Annotated in this window: 12 protein-coding genes; 11 read left to right on the top strand and 1 reads right to left on the bottom strand. The window is 55.7% G+C overall.

Annotated features, from left to right (window positions below; genetic code table 11):
• The first annotated feature begins 207 nt into the window (after positions 1–207).
• The 7 genes from F8561_RS09890 to F8561_RS09860 all read left to right on the top strand — a co-directional run bounded on the left by F8561_RS09890 (position 208) and on the right by F8561_RS09860 (position 8,511).
• The gene (locus F8561_RS09890) at positions 208–2,472 is read left to right on the top strand and encodes a ComEC family protein (RefSeq protein ID WP_151887386.1); all 2,265 of its coding nucleotides are present in this window, start codon (positions 208–210) and stop codon (positions 2,470–2,472) included.
• Positions 2,473–2,508: 36 nt separating this feature from the next.
• Positions 2,509–4,257: a lipid A ABC transporter ATP-binding protein/permease MsbA gene (gene msbA / locus F8561_RS09885; protein ID WP_020884816.1), complete on the top strand. Its 1,749-nt coding sequence runs from the start codon at positions 2,509–2,511 to the stop codon at positions 4,255–4,257.
• On the top strand, positions 4,254–5,231 hold the full coding sequence (gene lpxK / locus F8561_RS09880) for a tetraacyldisaccharide 4'-kinase (RefSeq protein ID WP_047742476.1): 978 nt from the start codon (positions 4,254–4,256) through the stop codon (positions 5,229–5,231). The genes msbA and lpxK overlap by 4 nt, the downstream gene beginning before the upstream one ends.
• 44 nt (positions 5,232–5,275) lie before the next feature.
• Entirely contained in the window at positions 5,276–6,505 is a 1,230-nt protein-coding gene (locus F8561_RS09875; RefSeq protein ID WP_108648516.1) for a winged helix-turn-helix domain-containing protein, read from the top strand.
• A 45-nt stretch (positions 6,506–6,550) separates the two neighbouring features.
• Entirely contained in the window at positions 6,551–6,733 is a 183-nt protein-coding gene (ycaR, locus tag F8561_RS09870) for a protein YcaR (RefSeq protein ID WP_006174474.1), read from the top strand.
• A complete protein-coding gene (kdsB, locus tag F8561_RS09865) occupies positions 6,730–7,476 on the top strand; it encodes a 3-deoxy-manno-octulosonate cytidylyltransferase (RefSeq protein WP_014169394.1) in 747 nt (248 codons plus the stop codon). The genes ycaR and kdsB overlap by 4 nt, the downstream gene beginning before the upstream one ends.
• A gap of 141 nt (positions 7,477–7,617) precedes the next feature.
• The gene (locus tag F8561_RS09860; protein ID WP_014169395.1) at positions 7,618–8,511 is read left to right on the top strand and encodes a YcbJ family phosphotransferase; all 894 of its coding nucleotides are present in this window, start codon (positions 7,618–7,620) and stop codon (positions 8,509–8,511) included.
• On the opposite strand, the gene elyC is transcribed toward F8561_RS09860, so the two are convergent.
• A complete protein-coding gene (gene elyC / locus F8561_RS09855; protein ID WP_151887385.1) occupies positions 8,488–9,267 on the bottom strand; it encodes an envelope biogenesis factor ElyC in 780 nt (259 codons plus the stop codon). The two genes, F8561_RS09860 and elyC, sit on opposite strands and share 24 nt — an antisense overlap.
• Before the next feature lie 124 nt (positions 9,268–9,391).
• On the opposite strand from elyC, the gene cmoM reads away from it, so the two are divergent.
• From cmoM to mukB, 4 genes are read left to right on the top strand one after another with little or no spacing between them, the layout of a single operon-like run.
• Entirely contained in the window at positions 9,392–10,171 is a 780-nt protein-coding gene (cmoM, locus tag F8561_RS09850; RefSeq protein ID WP_032677804.1) for a tRNA uridine 5-oxyacetic acid(34) methyltransferase CmoM, read from the top strand.
• A gap of 3 nt (positions 10,172–10,174) precedes the next feature.
• The gene (gene mukF / locus F8561_RS09845) at positions 10,175–11,497 is read left to right on the top strand and encodes a chromosome partition protein MukF (protein ID WP_014169399.1); all 1,323 of its coding nucleotides are present in this window, start codon (positions 10,175–10,177) and stop codon (positions 11,495–11,497) included.
• A complete protein-coding gene (gene mukE / locus F8561_RS09840; protein ID WP_014169400.1) occupies positions 11,478–12,182 on the top strand; it encodes a chromosome partition protein MukE in 705 nt (234 codons plus the stop codon). Before mukF ends, mukE begins: the two co-directional genes overlap by 20 nt.
• Positions 12,182–16,633 (top strand): chromosome partition protein MukB, encoded by a 4,452-nt coding sequence (mukB, locus tag F8561_RS09835; protein WP_151887384.1) that lies wholly within the window; start codon positions 12,182–12,184, stop codon positions 16,631–16,633. Before mukE ends, mukB begins: the two co-directional genes overlap by 1 nt.
• Positions 16,634–16,743 lie beyond the last annotated feature (110 nt).

Raw genomic sequence — 16,743 nt, 5'->3', positions numbered from 1 at the left:
ATCAGCGCTAAACTGGGTTCGAAAGAAAGCACCTGCGGGTGCTTTTTTTGTGCCTGTCGCTTTTATTCTGAAGATGCCGCGCAATTTTCCTTTTGTTTTCTGCAAACGGATAAAAATGTTTCAGCGCCCGCTGTAAACCGCGTTTCTTCTGGCTGACGACTCACCCTGCCTGCTTCCATACTGTCACCCTCAAACAGGGAGGTAGTAATGGGCATTCCCGCGATAAGTCTTTGCGCCATTCTGGCGATCATGCCGTTACTCTGGTTACCCGTCCTGCCTGAACGTCATACCGTGTGGGTAATGATAGCCGGTGGGATAGCGCTGGCCGCCAAGCGACACAACGTCCTGAAGTATATGGGGATCATGGTGTTATTTTGTGTCTGGGGTCTTCTTGCTGCGCAGGAAAGCGTCTGGCCGATGCAACATTTAACGACGGGAGCAGTGCAGGCAGAGATAGAAATTACGGCCACCGATGGTGCAACAATGCATCAGGGCAACATTCTGCGTGTCGATGGTCAACGCTGGTGGGCATCCACGGGCGTGACGCTGTATGGCAATTACCTGCCGCAAAAGGTGTGTGCCGGTCAGCGCTGGGCCATGACGCTCAGGCTCCGGCCTGTGCATGGCGAGCTAAACGACGGGGGATATGATCCCCAGCGAAGCGCCTTTGCCCGACACCAGACGCTCAGCGGACGTTTCACACAGGCGAAAATCGTCGATGAAAACTGCAGCGTGCGTGCTCAGTACCTGATGTCACTGCAACAGCGACTTTCTGCTTTTCACTGGGGCGCGGTTATGCTTGGGCTGGGGATGGGAGAACGTCTGGAGGTGCCCCGGGAAATAAAAGATCTGATGCGCGACACCGGCACGTTGCACCTGATGGCAATTTCGGGTCTGCATATTGCGCTGGCCGCATCCATCGTCTGGTTACTTGCGCGTGGGCTTCAGTTTTTGATGCCGGGCCACTGGATCCACTGGCAGATTCCTCTCCTGGCCGGGTTGCTCTTTGCCGCTTTCTACGCCTGGCTTACCGGGCTGCAACCGCCCGCATTGCGAACGGTTATCGCACTTGCCGTGCTGGCGGCATTGCGCATTGGCGCCCGTCAGTGGTCTCCCTGGCAGGTGTGGTGTTGCTGTATCGCGGCAATCCTGATAAGCGATCCCTTAGCCGTGCTTTCTCAAAGTCTGGCCCTTTCAGCTTTTGCCGTCGCCGCGCTGATTTTCTGGTTTCAGTGGCTGCCTCTTCCTCGCGGGCACCGGGTTCGCTGGTTACAGCCTCTGGTGAATCTTCTTTATCTGCAAACCGGCATGTTGCTTCTGCTCATGCCATTACAGGTGCTGATTTTTCATGGGTTTAGCCTCTCTTCCCTGGTGGCTAATCTCTTTGCCGTCCCCCTGGTCACTTTTGTCTGCGTACCGCTGATCCTGGCCGGAATGTTGCTTCATCTGTTGCCGCTGACGGCGCTGGAAAGTGCCCTCTGGTTTGCAGCCGATAAATCCCTGGGGGGGTTGTTCTGGATGCTGATGCGCCTGCCGGATGGCTGGCAGAATGTAGATGAACGATGGCAATACCTGACGTTATTGCCCTGGCTTGCCATTATCGGCTGGCGCTTTCATGCCTGGAAATCCGTTCCTGCAGTTTGTCTGGCAGGGAGTATCTTACTGGCATTTCCGCTTTGGCGAACGGTGAGGAGTGAGGGCTGGACACTGCATATGCTGGATGTGGGGCAGGGACTGGCAATGGTCATTGAACGCCATGGCAAAGCCCTTCTTTATGATACCGGGCTCGCCTGGCCGGGTGGTGATAGCGCCCGGCAGTTAATCATTCCGTGGCTACGCTGGCACCATTTGCAACCAGAAGGCGTCATCCTCAGTCATGAGCATCTCGACCATGCGGGCGGCCTGGCGACGCTGCAAAAAACATGGCCCACATTATGGATAAGAAGCCCGTTAGGCCGGGCGGAACATCGGCCTTGTTTTCGCGGGCAGAGATGGATATGGGAGGGGTTAACCTTCACCGTCCACTGGCCACCTGAGGGCTATTCCGAAAGGGGGAACAATCGCTCCTGTGTGGTAAAAATCGACGACGGTGAGCAAAGTGCGTTGCTTACGGGAGATATTGAAGCGCAAGCGGAACAGACTATGCTTAGCCATTACTGGCGTCATCTGACGTCCACTGTAATACAGGTACCCCATCATGGCAGCAATACGTCTTCATCATTGCCACTGGTGCAGCGGGTAGAGGGGAGGATCGCGCTCGATTCTGCGGCCCGCTATAACGCATGGCATTTTCCGTCGGCAAAAGTTATCAGACGTTATCGAAAAGAGGGCTATATCTGGCACGATACCCCCCATTCTGGACAAATATCGGTGACATTCTCGCAACATCGATGGCAAATACAGCGCGTACGTGATGAATATTTACCGCGTTGGTATCATCAGTGGTTTGGCGCGCCCGGAGATAACGGGTAGAATATGCGGCTATTTCAACAGATGCTGGTTTTTTGAATGCATAACGACAAAGATCTCTCCACGTGGCAAACCTTCCGCCGACTCTGGCCGATGATTGCACCTTTTAAAGCAGGCTTGATCGTGGCGGGTGTAGCGTTAGTCCTCAACGCAGCCAGCGATACGTTTATGTTATCGCTTCTCAAACCGTTACTGGATGACGGTTTTGGTAAAACAGATCGCTCAGTGCTGATATGGATGCCACTGGTGGTTATTGGACTGATGATCTTACGCGGTATCACCAGCTACATTTCGAGCTACTGTATCTCCTGGGTTTCCGGGAAAGTCGTTATGACCATGCGCCGTCGGCTGTTTGGCCACATGATGGGCATGCCAGTAGCGTTCTTTGATAAGCAGTCTACCGGTACCTTGCTGTCACGTATTACCTACGACTCCGAGCAGGTGGCATCATCGTCGTCCAACGCGCTGATTACCGTGGTGCGTGAAGGTGCATCGATTATTGGTCTGTTCATCATGATGTTCTATTACAGCTGGCAGCTGTCACTGATCCTTATCGTGCTGGCACCGGTTGTCTCTATTGCTATTCGCGTCGTTTCAAAGCGTTTTCGCAACATCAGTAAGAATATGCAGAACACGATGGGCCAGGTTACGACCAGCGCTGAGCAGATGCTGAAAGGGCATAAAGAGGTGTTGATTTTCGGCGGGCAGGAAGTCGAAACCAAACGCTTTGATAAAGTCAGCAACAAAATGCGTCTGCAGGGGATGAAAATGGTTTCGGCCTCTTCAATTTCTGACCCTATCATCCAGCTGATCGCTTCTCTGGCGCTGGCCTTTGTTCTGTATGCGGCCAGCTTCCCGAGCGTGATGGAGACGCTGACGGCAGGTACCATCACCGTGGTCTTCTCATCGATGATTGCCCTGATGCGTCCGCTGAAATCACTGACGAACGTCAACGCTCAGTTCCAGCGCGGGATGGCTGCCTGCCAGACCCTGTTCAGCATTCTGGATACCGAACAGGAGAAAGATGAAGGTAAACGCGAGATTGAACGCGCCCACGGCGATGTTGAATTTCGCAATGTGACTTTCACCTATCCTGGCCGCGAAACGCCGGCTTTGCGTAACATCAACCTGTCCATTCCCGCGGGTAAAACCGTTGCGCTGGTAGGCCGCTCTGGCTCAGGTAAATCCACCATCGCCAGCCTGATCACCCGTTTCTATGATATCGACGAGGGTGAAATCCTGCTGGATGGCCATGACCTGCGGGAGTATACCCTGCAGTCGCTGCGTAACCAGGTGGCGCTGGTCTCCCAGAATGTGCATCTCTTCAACGATACGGTGGCAAATAACATTGCCTATGCGCGTACAGAAGAGTACAGCCGTGCGGAGATTGAAAAGGCCGCTCGTATGGCCTATGCGATGGACTTTATCAACAAGATGGATAACGGTCTGGATACCATTATCGGTGAGAACGGTGTACTGCTCTCCGGTGGCCAGCGCCAGCGTATCGCCATTGCTCGTGCGCTGTTGCGTGATAGCCCGATTCTGATTCTGGATGAAGCAACCTCTGCGCTGGATACGGAATCTGAACGTGCCATTCAGTCTGCGCTGGATGAGCTGCAAAAGAACCGTACGTCGCTGGTGATTGCGCACCGTCTGTCGACTATCGAGCAGGCTGACGAAATCGTTGTTGTTGAAGATGGCGTGATTGTCGAACGCGGAAGCCACTCTGATTTGCTGGCGCACCGCGGCGTTTACGCCCAACTGCATAAGATGCAATTCGGCGAATGATTGCACGCATCTGGTCCGGTGAATCACCGCTGTGGCTGCTGCTTCTGCCGCTTTCCTGGCTTTATGGCCTGGTGAGCGGCGCCATTCGTCTGCTTTACCGTCTGGGGTTGAAGCAAGCATGGCGCGCGCCGGTGCCGGTTGTCGTGGTGGGTAACCTGACGGCTGGCGGCAACGGTAAAACACCGGTGGTGATCTGGCTGGTGGAGCAACTGCAAAAACGCGGTATACGCCCAGGCGTGGTATCGCGTGGGTATGGCGGAAAAGCGGCGCAGTATCCCCTGTTGCTGACGGCGGAAACTACGACCGCTGAAGCGGGTGATGAGCCAGTATTGATATACCAGCGTACAGGTGCACCTGTTGCGGTTTCCCCGGTACGCAGTGATGCCGTTCAGGCACTTCTTGCCGAACACACGGTAGACATTATTATTACTGACGATGGTCTGCAGCATTACGCGCTGGCGCGTGATAAAGAGATTGTGGTCATTGACGGGGTTCGCCGGTTCGGTAACGGCTGGTGGCTACCCGCCGGGCCAATGCGCGAACGCGCTTCGCGTCTCAGGTCCGTTGATGCGGTGATTGTTAACGGTGGAGAGGCCAAACCGGGTGAGATCCCTATGCATCTCAGGCCGGGAATGGCGGTGAATCTGTTGACCGGAGAGCGCAGTGCTGTCTCGTTGTTACCCGCGCTGGTGGCCATGGCGGGTATCGGTCATCCTCCGCGTTTCTTCGCGACGCTGGAACAGTGTGGTGCCCGGCTTGAAAAACGCGTTCCGCTGGCCGATCATCAGGCGCTGGTGCCAGATCAGGTCGCGGCCCTGACTGCGCCGGGGCAGACGCTAATCATGACTGAAAAAGATGCGGTGAAATGCCGTGCCTTTGCGAAGGATAACTGGTGGTATCTGCCGGTTGACGCTGAACTCAGCGGTGAGCAACCGGAACAATTGCTCAAGGAACTGATTGCGTTAGTGCAGTAATGGCTTACGCGGTTCTGGTGGCGCTTTGACTGACAGGAAAACGCATGTCTTTACCGCAACTCTCGCTTTCAGCCGCACGTCATTTGCACCTTGCCGCACAGGGGCTGCTCAAAAAGCCCCGCCGCCGCGCGCAGCCCGCCGATATTCTCTCTACCGTTCAGCGCATGTCGCTCCTTCAAATTGACACCATTAATATCGTGGCCCGTAGCCCTTACCTTGTGCTGTTTAGTCGGCTGGGGAATTATCCGCCTCAGTGGCTGGATGACGCGCTCAGTAAGGGGGACTTAATGGAGTACTGGGCGCACGAGGCCTGTTTCCTGCCGCGCAGCGATTTTGCCCTGGTTCGCCATCGCATGCTGGCCCCCGAAAAGATGGGCTGGAAATACCGCCAGGAATGGATGCAGGAGCACGCGACTGAAATTGTACAGCTTATCGAGCATATTCAGCAAAACGGTCCTGTACGTTCCGCCGATTTTGAACATCCGAGAAAAGGGACCAGCGGCTGGTGGGAGTGGAAGCCGCACAAACGCCACCTTGAAGGACTGTTTACGTCCGGCAAAGTCATGGTGATTGAACGGCGTAATTTTCAGCGCGTGTATGACCTGACGCACCGCGTGATGCCCCACTGGGACGATGAGCGTGACTTACTCACCCAGGAGGCAGCGGAAGCTATCATGCTGGAGAACAGCGCCCGCAGTCTGGGCATTTTCCGGCCGCAGTGGCTGGCGGATTACTATCGCCTTCGCCAGCCGGCCCTGAAACCGCTGCTGGAAATGTGGCAGCGTGAACATCGTGTTATCCCCGTCACGGTAGAAACCCTCGGGGACATGTGGCTGCATTCGGATCTCCTCCTGCTCTTACCCCAGGCTCTGGAAAGTAAGCTTCAGGCAACCCACAGCGCGGTGTTATCGCCTTTCGATCCGGTCGTGTGGGACAGAAAACGGGCCGAACAGCTGTTTAATTTCAGCTATCGGCTTGAGTGTTACACCCCCGCGCCAAAGCGTCAGTACGGCTACTTTGTGTTGCCTCTGCTGCACAAAGGGCAACTGGTCGGTCGAATGGACGCCAAAATGCACCGCAAAACCGGCACGCTGGAGATTATCGCGCTCTATCTTGAAGAGGGGATCAAGACCACCGCGGCGCTGGAAAAAGGATTAACCTCCGCCATTAGCGAATTCGCATGCTGGCAGGGGGCCCACGACGTGGCGCTGGGTCGGGTGCCTGACGGGTTGTTTAGCACCTGTCGACGTGGCTGGGAAACAGACACTCCCTGAAAAAGGAATGTGTTAAGCTTTAGCGATTACCCATACGGAGGAACTATGGATCACCGTTTACTTGAAATTATTGCCTGCCCGGTGTGCAACGGCAAACTTTATTACAGCCAGGACAAACAAGAGCTGATTTGCAAGCTGGACAGTCTGGCATTCCCGCTGCGCGACGGTATTCCGGTATTGCTGGAAAACGAAGCCCGCTCCCTGGTGGCAGAAGAGAGCAAACCATGAGTTTTGTTGTCATTATTCCTGCGCGTTATGCATCAACCCGTCTGCCGGGTAAACCGCTGGTGGATATCAACGGCAAACCGATGATTGTGCATGTCCTTGAACGTGCGCGTGAGTCCGGTGCTGAGCGCGTTATCGTGGCAACCGATCATCCGGACGTTGCCCGTGCGGTTGAGGCGGCTGGCGGAGAAGTGTGCATGACCCGCGCCGATCACCAGTCCGGCACAGAGCGGCTGGCAGAAGTGGTTGAGAAATGCGGTTTTAGTGATGATACGGTCATCGTTAACGTACAGGGCGACGAGCCGATGATCCCGGCGGTCATTATTCGCCAGGTGGCGGAAAACCTGGCGCAGCGCCAGGTCGGTATGGCTACGCTCGCGGTACCTGTGCTCCACGCTGAAGAGGCGTTTAATCCGAACGCGGTGAAAGTGGTGATGGATGCCGAGGGCTATGCGCTCTACTTCTCTCGCGCCACTATTCCCTGGGATCGTGATCGTTTTGCGGTTTCAAAAGAGACCATTGGTGATTCATTCCTGCGTCATCTGGGGATCTACGGCTACCGTGCTGGCTTTATTCGTCGTTATGTTACCTGGGCACCCAGCCCGCTGGAGCATATCGAAATGCTGGAGCAGCTCCGCGTGCTCTGGTACGGGGAAAAAATCCACGTTGCCGTTGCGCAGGAAGTGCCAGGTACGGGTGTTGACACCCCGGAAGATCTTGAGCGCGTCCGCGCCGAATTGCGTTAATAGCGCCCGCATCCCTCCTTGCGGGGGGATGTTCTCTCCAGGTTATTTTCCCTTTCTTTTCCATAATTGATCTCTGTCGGGTGACATCTTCTGTCCGCGCGCTCATTATAAAAGCAGTAGTCTTAATGGGGGTAATCTCATATGGAACAGCTGCGTGCTGAACTGAGCCATCTGCTGGGTGAGAAGTTAAGCAGGGTTGAGTGTGTGAACGAAAAGGCAGATACCGCACTCTGGTCGTTATATGACAGCCAGGGAAACCCAATGCCGCTGATGGCCCGAAGTTTTACCTCGCCGGGCGTTGCCAGGCAGTTGGCCTGGAAAATGTCGATGCTTGCGCGACAAGGGACCGTCCGCATGCCGACGGTGTATGGCGTGATGACGCATGAAGAACACCCCGGCCCCGATGTCCTGCTGATTGAGCGGTTACGTGGCGTGCCTGTGGAAGCGCCGGCTCGTTCACCGGAACGCTGGGAACAGCTGAAAGATCAGATTGTCGAGGCGCTACTGGGTTGGCACAGACAAGACAGCGGTGGGCTCGTCGGGCCGGTAGACAGCACCCAGGAAAACCTGTGGCCACTGTGGTACCGCCAGCGGGTCGAAGTGTTGTGGGGCACCCTTAACCAGTTTAATAACACCGGTTTGACCATGCAGGACAAACGTATTTTGTTCCGCACCCGGGAGTGTTTGCCCGCGCTGTTTGACGGCTTTAACGACAACTGCGTGCTGGTTCACGGCAATTTTACCCTGCGCAGCATGCTGAAAGACCCTCGCAGCGACCAGCTTCTGGCAATGGTAGGGCCAGGGATCATGCTCTGGGCACCGCGCGAGTACGAGTTGTTCAGGCTCAGCGACAGCGGGGCCGCAGAGGGGTTACTCTGGCATTATCTCCAGCGCGCGCCGGTTGCAGAAGCGTTTCTCTGGCGCCGCTGGCTCTATCTGCTCTGGGATGAAGTGGCGCAACTGGTCAATACTGGCCGTTTTAATCGTGCCAACTTCGATCTCGCCACGAAATCACTCCTGCCCTGGCTCGCCTGACGCGCCTTTTAGCCATTGCCAGAGGCGTCCAAGCGTTTCGTAACCGACACGATCGCTGTGCATCAGCCATACCGGGGACGGGATCGCCCGTTCCCACGGGTTAAGCGGCGCGTCGATGGCCATCTGGTTAGCCGGCGCGGGGAGGGGATGCAGGTCAACTCTTTCGAAGAAAATCATCGCCCGCGGCAGGTGCGAGGCGGACGTAACCAGCAGGAACGGGGCATCGCCAATCGCCTGCTTCACGGCTGCAGCTTCTTCTTCAGTGTCTTTTGGGCTGTCCAGCGTGATGATAGCGGAACGCGGTACACCCAGCGATTCAGCCACTCTGGCTCCGGCTTCGGCCGTGCTGACCGGGTTTGTTTTTGCCGCCGCACCGGTAAAGATCATTTTCGATCCCGGATTCGCCAGCCACAGGCGAATGCCTTCGTTCAGTCGAGGCAGGCTGTTGTTAATCAGGTTTGAACTGGGGGCCCAGTTCGGATCCCAGGTGTAACCCCCACCCAGCACCACGATATACTTCACCTCCTGATGACCCTGCCATGTCGGGTACTTGTTTTCGACAGGACGTAACAGGCTATCCGCGACCGGCTGCAGACTCAGCAACAGCAGAACCAGCCAGCCGACGGTAATAAGGGTTTTGCCACTTTTCTGAAAGCGACTAAACCACACCAGCGCCAGCCCTAGCGCAATAATGATAAGCAGCAGTGGAAGGGGAAGCATCATCCCCCCAATGTATTTCTTCAGGGTAAAAAGCATCCTTTTTGGTTCCTTTTTTAACCATATAGCAGGTGATTACTCGTGATATTACACCAGAGAGGTTCATTCTCCGCGCGGGTGTGACAAAATAGCGGTTTTGCAGTTAGCGAGTGGAACTCTCCCAATGCGGGATCGCAATTTTGATGACATCGCGGAAAAGTTTTCGCGCAACATTTATGGCACCACGAAAGGGCAGTTGCGTCAGACGATCCTCTGGCAGGATCTGGACAACATCCTGGCCTCGTTTGAGGGGCAAACGTTGCGCGTGCTGGACGCTGGCGGCGGTGAAGGGCAGACGGCTATCAAAATGGCCCAGCGCGGTCATCACGTAACGCTTTGCGATCTTTCTGCTGAGATGATCGCGCGTGCGACGCGTGCCGCAGAAGAGAAAGGTGTGAGCGACAACATGCATTTTATACAATGCGCCGCTCAGGACATCGCACAGCATTTGGAAACCCAGGTTGATCTGATATTGTTTCATGCAGTGCTGGAGTGGGTTGCCGATCCGCAAAGCGTGTTACGCACCCTGTGGTCGATGTTGCGCCCGGGCGGTACGCTGTCACTGATGTTCTACAATGCTAACGGCTTCCTGATGCACAACATGGTTGCGGGTAACTTCGACTATGTTCAGGTCGGGATGCCAAAAAAGAAAAAACGCACGCTTTCCCCGGATTATCCGCGCGATCCGCAGCAGGTGTATGGCTGGCTGGAAGAGATTGGCTGGCAGATAACCGGGAAAACGGGCGTCAGGGTGTTTCATGATTATCTGCGTGAAAAACACAAACAGCGTGACTGTTTTGACACCTTAACAGAATTAGAAACGCGGTATTGCCGTCAGGAACCTTTTGTCAGTCTTGGCCGCTATATTCACGTCACCGCGCACAAGCCGCAGATGCAAGGATAACCTATGAGTGAATTTTCGCAGACAGTCCCCGAACTGGTTGCCTGGGCCAGGAAAAACGATTTCTCCATCTCGCTGCCGGTAGACAGACTCTCTTTCCTGCTGGCGGTTGCCACGCTGAACGGCGAACGGCTGGATGGCGAAATGAGCGAGGGTGAACTGGTGGATGCGTTCCGCCATGTCAGTGATGCGTTTGAGCAAACCAGCGAAACCATTAGCGTGCGTGCCAACAACGCAATCAACGATATGGTGCGTCAACGTCTGCTGAACCGCTTTACCAGCGAGCAGGCGGAAGGAAACGCCATCTATCGTCTGACGCCACTGGGTATCGGCATCACCGATTACTACATCCGCCAGCGTGAATTTTCCACGCTGCGTCTTTCCATGCAGCTCTCGATTGTGGCGGGTGAACTTAAGCGCGCCGCCGATGCAGCGGATGAAAACGGTGACGAATTCCACTGGCACCGTAACGTCTATGCGCCGCTGAAATATTCGGTGGCAGAGATTTTCGACAGCATCGATCTGACCCAGCGTCTGATGGATGAACAGCAGCAACAGGTAAAAGACGATATCGCGCAGTTGCTGAATAAAGACTGGCGTGCGGCCATCTCCAGCTGTGAAATGTTGCTGTCGGAAACCTCGGGTACGCTGCGTGAACTGCAGGATACGCTGGAAGCGGCAGGGGATAAGCTTCAGGCGAACCTGCTGCGCATCCAGGATGCGACCATGGCCCATGACGATCTGCATTTTATTGACCGTCTGGTGTTCGATCTGCAGAGCAAACTCGATCGTATTATCAGCTGGGGTCAGCAGTCGATTGACCTGTGGATCGGTTATGACCGTCACGTGCATAAATTTATCCGTACCGCGATCGATATGGATAAAAACCGCGTCTTTGCTCAGCGTCTGCGCCAGTCGGTACAGACCTATTTCGATGCGCCATGGGCGCTGACTTACGCCAGTGCCGATCGTCTGCTGGATATGCGCGACGAAGAGATGGCCCTGCGCGATGAAGAAGTGACCGGTGAACTGCCACCGGATCTGGAATATGAAGAGTTCAACGAAATTCGTGAGCAACTTGCGGCGATGATCGAAGAACAGCTCGCTGTCTACAAAACCAGACAAGTGCCGCTGGATCTTGGGCTCGTGGTGCGCGACTATCTGGCGCAATATCCTCGCGCGCGCCACTTCGACATCGCCCGCATTGTGGTAGACCAGGCCGTGCGTCTGGGCGTCGCGCAAGCAGATTTCACCGGGCTGCCGCCGAAGTGGCAGCCGATTAACGATTACGGAGCCAAGGTACAGGCGCATGTCATTGACAAATATTGAACAAGTGATGCCAGTTAAGCTGGCACAGGCGCTGGCGAATCCGTTGTTTCCGGCGCTGGACAGCCAACTGCGTGCCGGTCGTCACATTGGCTTAGACGAGCTGGACAATCACGCCTTTTTGATGGACTTCCAGGAGTACCTGGAAGAGTTTTACGCCCGCTATAACGTGGAGCTCATCCGCGCACCGGAAGGGTTTTTCTACCTGCGTCCACGTTCCACAACCCTGATTCCGCGTTCCGTGCTCTCTGAGCTGGATATGATGGTCGGCAAAATTCTTTGCTACCTCTATCTCAGCCCGGAGCGTCTGGCAAATGAAGGCATCTTCACCCAGCAGGAGCTTTACGACGAGCTGCTGGCGCTGGCGGATGAGAGCAAGCTGCTTAAGCTGGTAAACAACCGCTCCACCGGCTCGGATCTTGACCGCCAGAAATTGCAGGAAAAAGTTCGCTCTTCCCTTAACCGTCTGCGTCGTCTGGGCATGGTCTGGTTTATGGGCCATGACAGCAGCAAATTCCGCATCACGGAATCTGTCTTCCGCTTCGGCGCCGATGTGCGTGCGGGCGACGATGCGCGTGAAGCGCAGCTTCGCATGATCCGCGACGGTGAAGCGATGCCGGTGGAAAACCATTTGCAGCTCGATGATGAGCATGAAGAGAATCTGCCGGATAGCGGGGAGGAAGAGTAATGATTGAACGCGGTAAATTTCGCTCACTAACGCTGATTAACTGGAACGGCTTCTTTGCCCGGACGTTCGATCTGGATGAGCTGGTTACGACGCTCTCCGGTGGTAACGGTGCGGGTAAATCCACCACCATGGCGGCGTTTGTTACGGCACTGATCCCCGATCTGACGCTGCTCCATTTCCGTAACACCACCGAAGCGGGGGCGACCAGCGGCTCTCGCGATAAAGGCCTGCACGGCAAACTCAAAGCAGGCGTCTGTTATTCGGTACTGGACGTCATTAACTCCCGACATCAGCGTGTGGTGGTGGGGGTACGTCTGCAGCAGGTCGCAGGCCGTGACCGTAAAGTGGACATTAAACCGTTTGCCATCCAGGGTCTGCCAACCTCCATGCAACCCACAGCGCTGCTGACGGAAACCCTGAATGAGCGTCAGGCGCGCGTGCTGACGCTGCAGGAGCTGAAAGATAAGCTCGAAACCATCGAAGGCGTGCAGTTCAAGCAGTTCAACTCCATTACGGATTACCACTCCCTGATGTTCGATCTGGGCGTTGTGGCGCGCCGTCTGCGCAGTGCGTCTGACCGTAGCAAATACTACCGTTTGATCGAAGCATCGTTGTACGGTGGTATCTCCAGCGCCATTACCCGCTCCCTGCGCGACTACCTGTTACCGGAAAACAGCGGCGTGCGTAAGGCCTTCCAGGATATGGAAGCTGCGCTGCGTGAAAACCGCATGACGCTCGAAGCCATTCGCGTGACGCAGTCTGACCGTGACCTGTTTAAGCACCTGATTAGCGAGGCCACCAACTACGTGGCGGCGGACTATATGCGTCACGCCAATGAACGTCGTGTCCATCTCGATCAGGCGTTAGAGTACCGCCGCGAGCTGTTTACCTCCCGTAAACAGCTGGTGGCTGAGCAGTATAAGCACGTCGAAATGGCGCGTGAACTGGGCGAGCACAACGGTGCCGAAGGCGATCTGGAAGCCGATTACCAGGCTGCCAGCGATCACCTGAACCTGGTGCAGACCGCCCTGCGTCAGCAAGAGAAGATCGAGCGCTACGAAGCGGATCTCGATGAGCTGCAAATTCGTCTCGAAGAGCAAAATGAAGTGGTGGCGGAAGCTGCCGACATGCAGGAAGAGAACGAAGCACGTGCCGAGGCCGCCGAGCTGGAAGTGGATGAGCTGAAAAATCAGTTGGCCGATTACCAGCAGGCGCTGGACGTGCAGCAGACGCGTGCAATTCAGTATACCCAGGCACTTCAGGCGTTACAGCGTGCAAAAGAGCTGTGTCATCTGCCTGACCTCACCCCGGAAAGCGCTGACCAGTGGCTGGATACCTTCCAGGCCAAAGAGCAGGAAGCGACCGAGAAACTGCTCTCGCTTGAACAGAAGATGAGCGTCGCGCAAACGGCGCACAGTCAGTTTGAGCAAGCGTACCAGCTGGTTGTGGCAATTAACGGACCGCTTGCGCGTAACGAAGCGTGGGAAGTTGCCCGTGAACTGCTGCGCGACGGTGTGAACCAGCGCCATCTGGCCGAGCAGGTTCAGCCGCTGCGTATGCGCCTGAACGAACTGGAACAGCGTCTTCGCGAACAACAGGAAGCCGAGCGTATGCTGGCGGAGTTCTGTAAGCGCCAGGGCAAAAATTACGATTTCGACGATCTTGAAGCTCTGCATCAGGAGCTCGAAGCGCGTATTGCTGCGCTTTCCGATTTCGTATCCAACGCCAGTGAACAGCGCATGACGCTGCGCCAGGAGATGGAACAGCTGCAGTCCCGTTCTAAGGTGCTGCTGCAGCGTGCCCCAGTCTGGCTGGCTGCCCAAAGCAGCCTGAATCAGCTCAGTGAACAGTGCGGCGAACAGTTTGAGTCCAGCCAGGACGTGACCGAATATCTGCAACAGCTGCTGGAGCGCGAGCGCGAGGCGATTGTTGAGCGCGATGAAGTCGGCGCCCGTAAACGTGAGATCGATGAAGAGATTGAGCGCTTAAGCCAGCCTGGTGGTTCGGAAGATTCACGTCTGAACGCCCTGGCTGAACGTTTTGGCGGCGTGCTGTTGTCCGAAATCTATGACGATGTCGGTCTGGACGATGCGCCGTACTTCTCAGCCCTGTATGGCCCATCACGTAATGCGATTGTGGTCCCGGATCTGTCGCTGATTGCTGACCAGCTGGCAGGACTGGAAGATTGCCCGGAAGACCTCTATTTAATCGAAGGGGATCCGCAGTCGTTCGATGACAGCGTATTCAGCGTCGATGAGCTGGAAAAAGCGGTTGTCGTCAAAATCGCCGATCGTCAGTGGCGTTATTCTCGCTTCCCTGAGCTTCCGCTGTTTGGTCGCGCAGCGCGTGAAAACCGGATTGAAAGTCTGCACGCCGAGCGTGAGACGCTGTCTGAACGTTTTGCGACCCTGTCGTTTGACGTGCAGAAAACCCAGCGTCTTCATCAGGCGTTCAGCCGCTTTATCGGCAGCCATCTGGGCGTGGCGTTTGAAGCTGACCCGGAAGCCGAAATTCGCAAGCTCAACACCCGTCGTGGCGAGCTTGAGCGTGCGATCTCAAACCATGAAAATGACAACCAGCAAAGCCGCGTTCAGTTCGAACAGGCGAAAGAGGGCGTTGCGGCCCTTAACCGCATCCTGCCTCGCCTGAATCTGCTGGCAGATGACACGCTGGCTGACCGCGTGGATGAGATTCAGGAACGTCTGGATGAAGCTCAGGAAGCGGCACGTTTTGTTCAGCAGTACGGTAATCAGCTGGCGAAGCTCGAACCAATAGTCTCCGTGTTGCAGAGCGATCCGGAGCAGTTCGAGCAGTTAAAAGAAGATTACGCCTGGTCGCAGCAGGTGCAGCGCGAAGCGCGCCAGCAGGCGTTTGCCCTGACGGAAGTGGTGCAGCGTCGGGCCCACTTCGGCTACTCCGATTCCGCGGAGATGCTGAGCGGTAACAGCGATCTCAATGAGAAGCTGCGTCAGCGCCTTGAACAGGCTGAAGCTGAACGTACTCGCGCCCGTGACGCGATGCGTAGCCACTCGGCACAGCTGAACCAGTACAATCAGGTCCTGGCCTCGCTGAAAAGCTCCTTCGACACCAAGAAAGAGCTGTTAAACGATCTTCAGAAAGAGTTGCAGGACATTGGCGTCCGTGCTGACAGCGGAGCAGAAGAGCGGGCGCGTATCCGCCGTGATGAACTGCATGCGCAGCTCAGTAATAACCGCGCACGTCGTAATCAGCTGGAAAAAGCGCTGACCTTCTGTGAAGCGGAAATGGATAACCTGACTCGTCGCCTGCGCAAGCTGGAGCGTGATTATCACGAAATGCGTGAGCAGGTCGTGACCGCGAAGGCGGGCTGGTGCGCCGTCATGCGGATGGTGAAAGACAATAACGTTGAACGCCGTCTGCATCGTCGCGAGCTGGCCTATCTCTCTGCGGATGAACTGCGCTCTATGTCGGATAAGGCGCTGGGTGCCTTGCGTCTGGCGGTGGCGGATAACGAACACCTGCGCGATGTGCTGCGTATGTCCGAAGATCCGAAACGCCCTGAGCGTAAGATCCAGTTCTTCGTGGCCGTTTATCAGCACCTGCGTGAGCGTATTCGTCAGGACATCATTCGTACCGATGATCCGGTCGAAGCCATTGAGCAGATGGAAATCGAACTGGGCCGCCTGACGGAAGAGTTGACCTCCCGCGAGCAGAAGCTGGCTATCAGTTCCCGCAGTGTGGCGAATATCATCCGTAAAACCATCCAGCGCGAGCAGAACCGAATTCGCCAGCTGAACCAGGGCTTGCAGAGCGTATCGTTTGGTCAGGTAAACAGCGTGCGTCTGAACGTGAACGTGCGTGAAGCGCACTCGACGCTGCTGGAAGTGTTGTCTGAACAGCACGAACAGCATCAGGATCTGTTCAACAGCAACCGTCTGACCTTCTCCGAAGCGCTGGCGAAACTGTATCAACGCCTTAATCCGCAGATTGACATGGGGCAACGCACGCCGCAAACCATTGGTGAAGAGCTCCTGGATTACCGTAACTACCTGGAAATGGAAGTGGAGGTTAACCGTGGTTCAGACGGCTGGCTCCGTGCAGAGTCCGGTGCACTCTCTACCGGTGAAGCTATCGGTACCGGGATGTCGATTCTGGTGATGGTGGTCCAGAGCTGGGAAGATGAAGCACGTCGTCTGCGCGGCAAAGATATCTCCCCATGTCGACTGCTGTTCCTGGATGAAGCGGCGCGTCTTGACGCCCGCTCAATTGCCACACTGTTTGAACTCTGCGAGCGTCTTGATATGCAGCTCATTATCGCTGCGCCGGAGAACATCAGTCCTGAGAAAGGCACCACGTATAAACTGGTGCGTAAGGTATTCCAGAATACCGAACACGTTCACGTGGTCGGGTTACGCGGTTTTGCCCCACAGCCGCCAGAATCCTTACCGGAAACAACGGCAGACGCGTCCTGAGGCGTTTTCTCACCGTGAGCGGCGCACCAGCGCCGCTTTTTTTTTCGCTTAACTTGTGTTTAAGGCTGCGTTATCTTTAAACTTCTTTACATAAGGTAAGGCAACAGGTT

This window comes from Enterobacter sp. 198 (assembly GCF_009025585.1).
In the GTDB taxonomy this organism is placed as follows: Bacteria; Pseudomonadota; Gammaproteobacteria; order Enterobacterales; family Enterobacteriaceae; genus Enterobacter; species Enterobacter ludwigii.
This window is presented reverse-complemented; position numbering and strand designations above follow the sequence as displayed.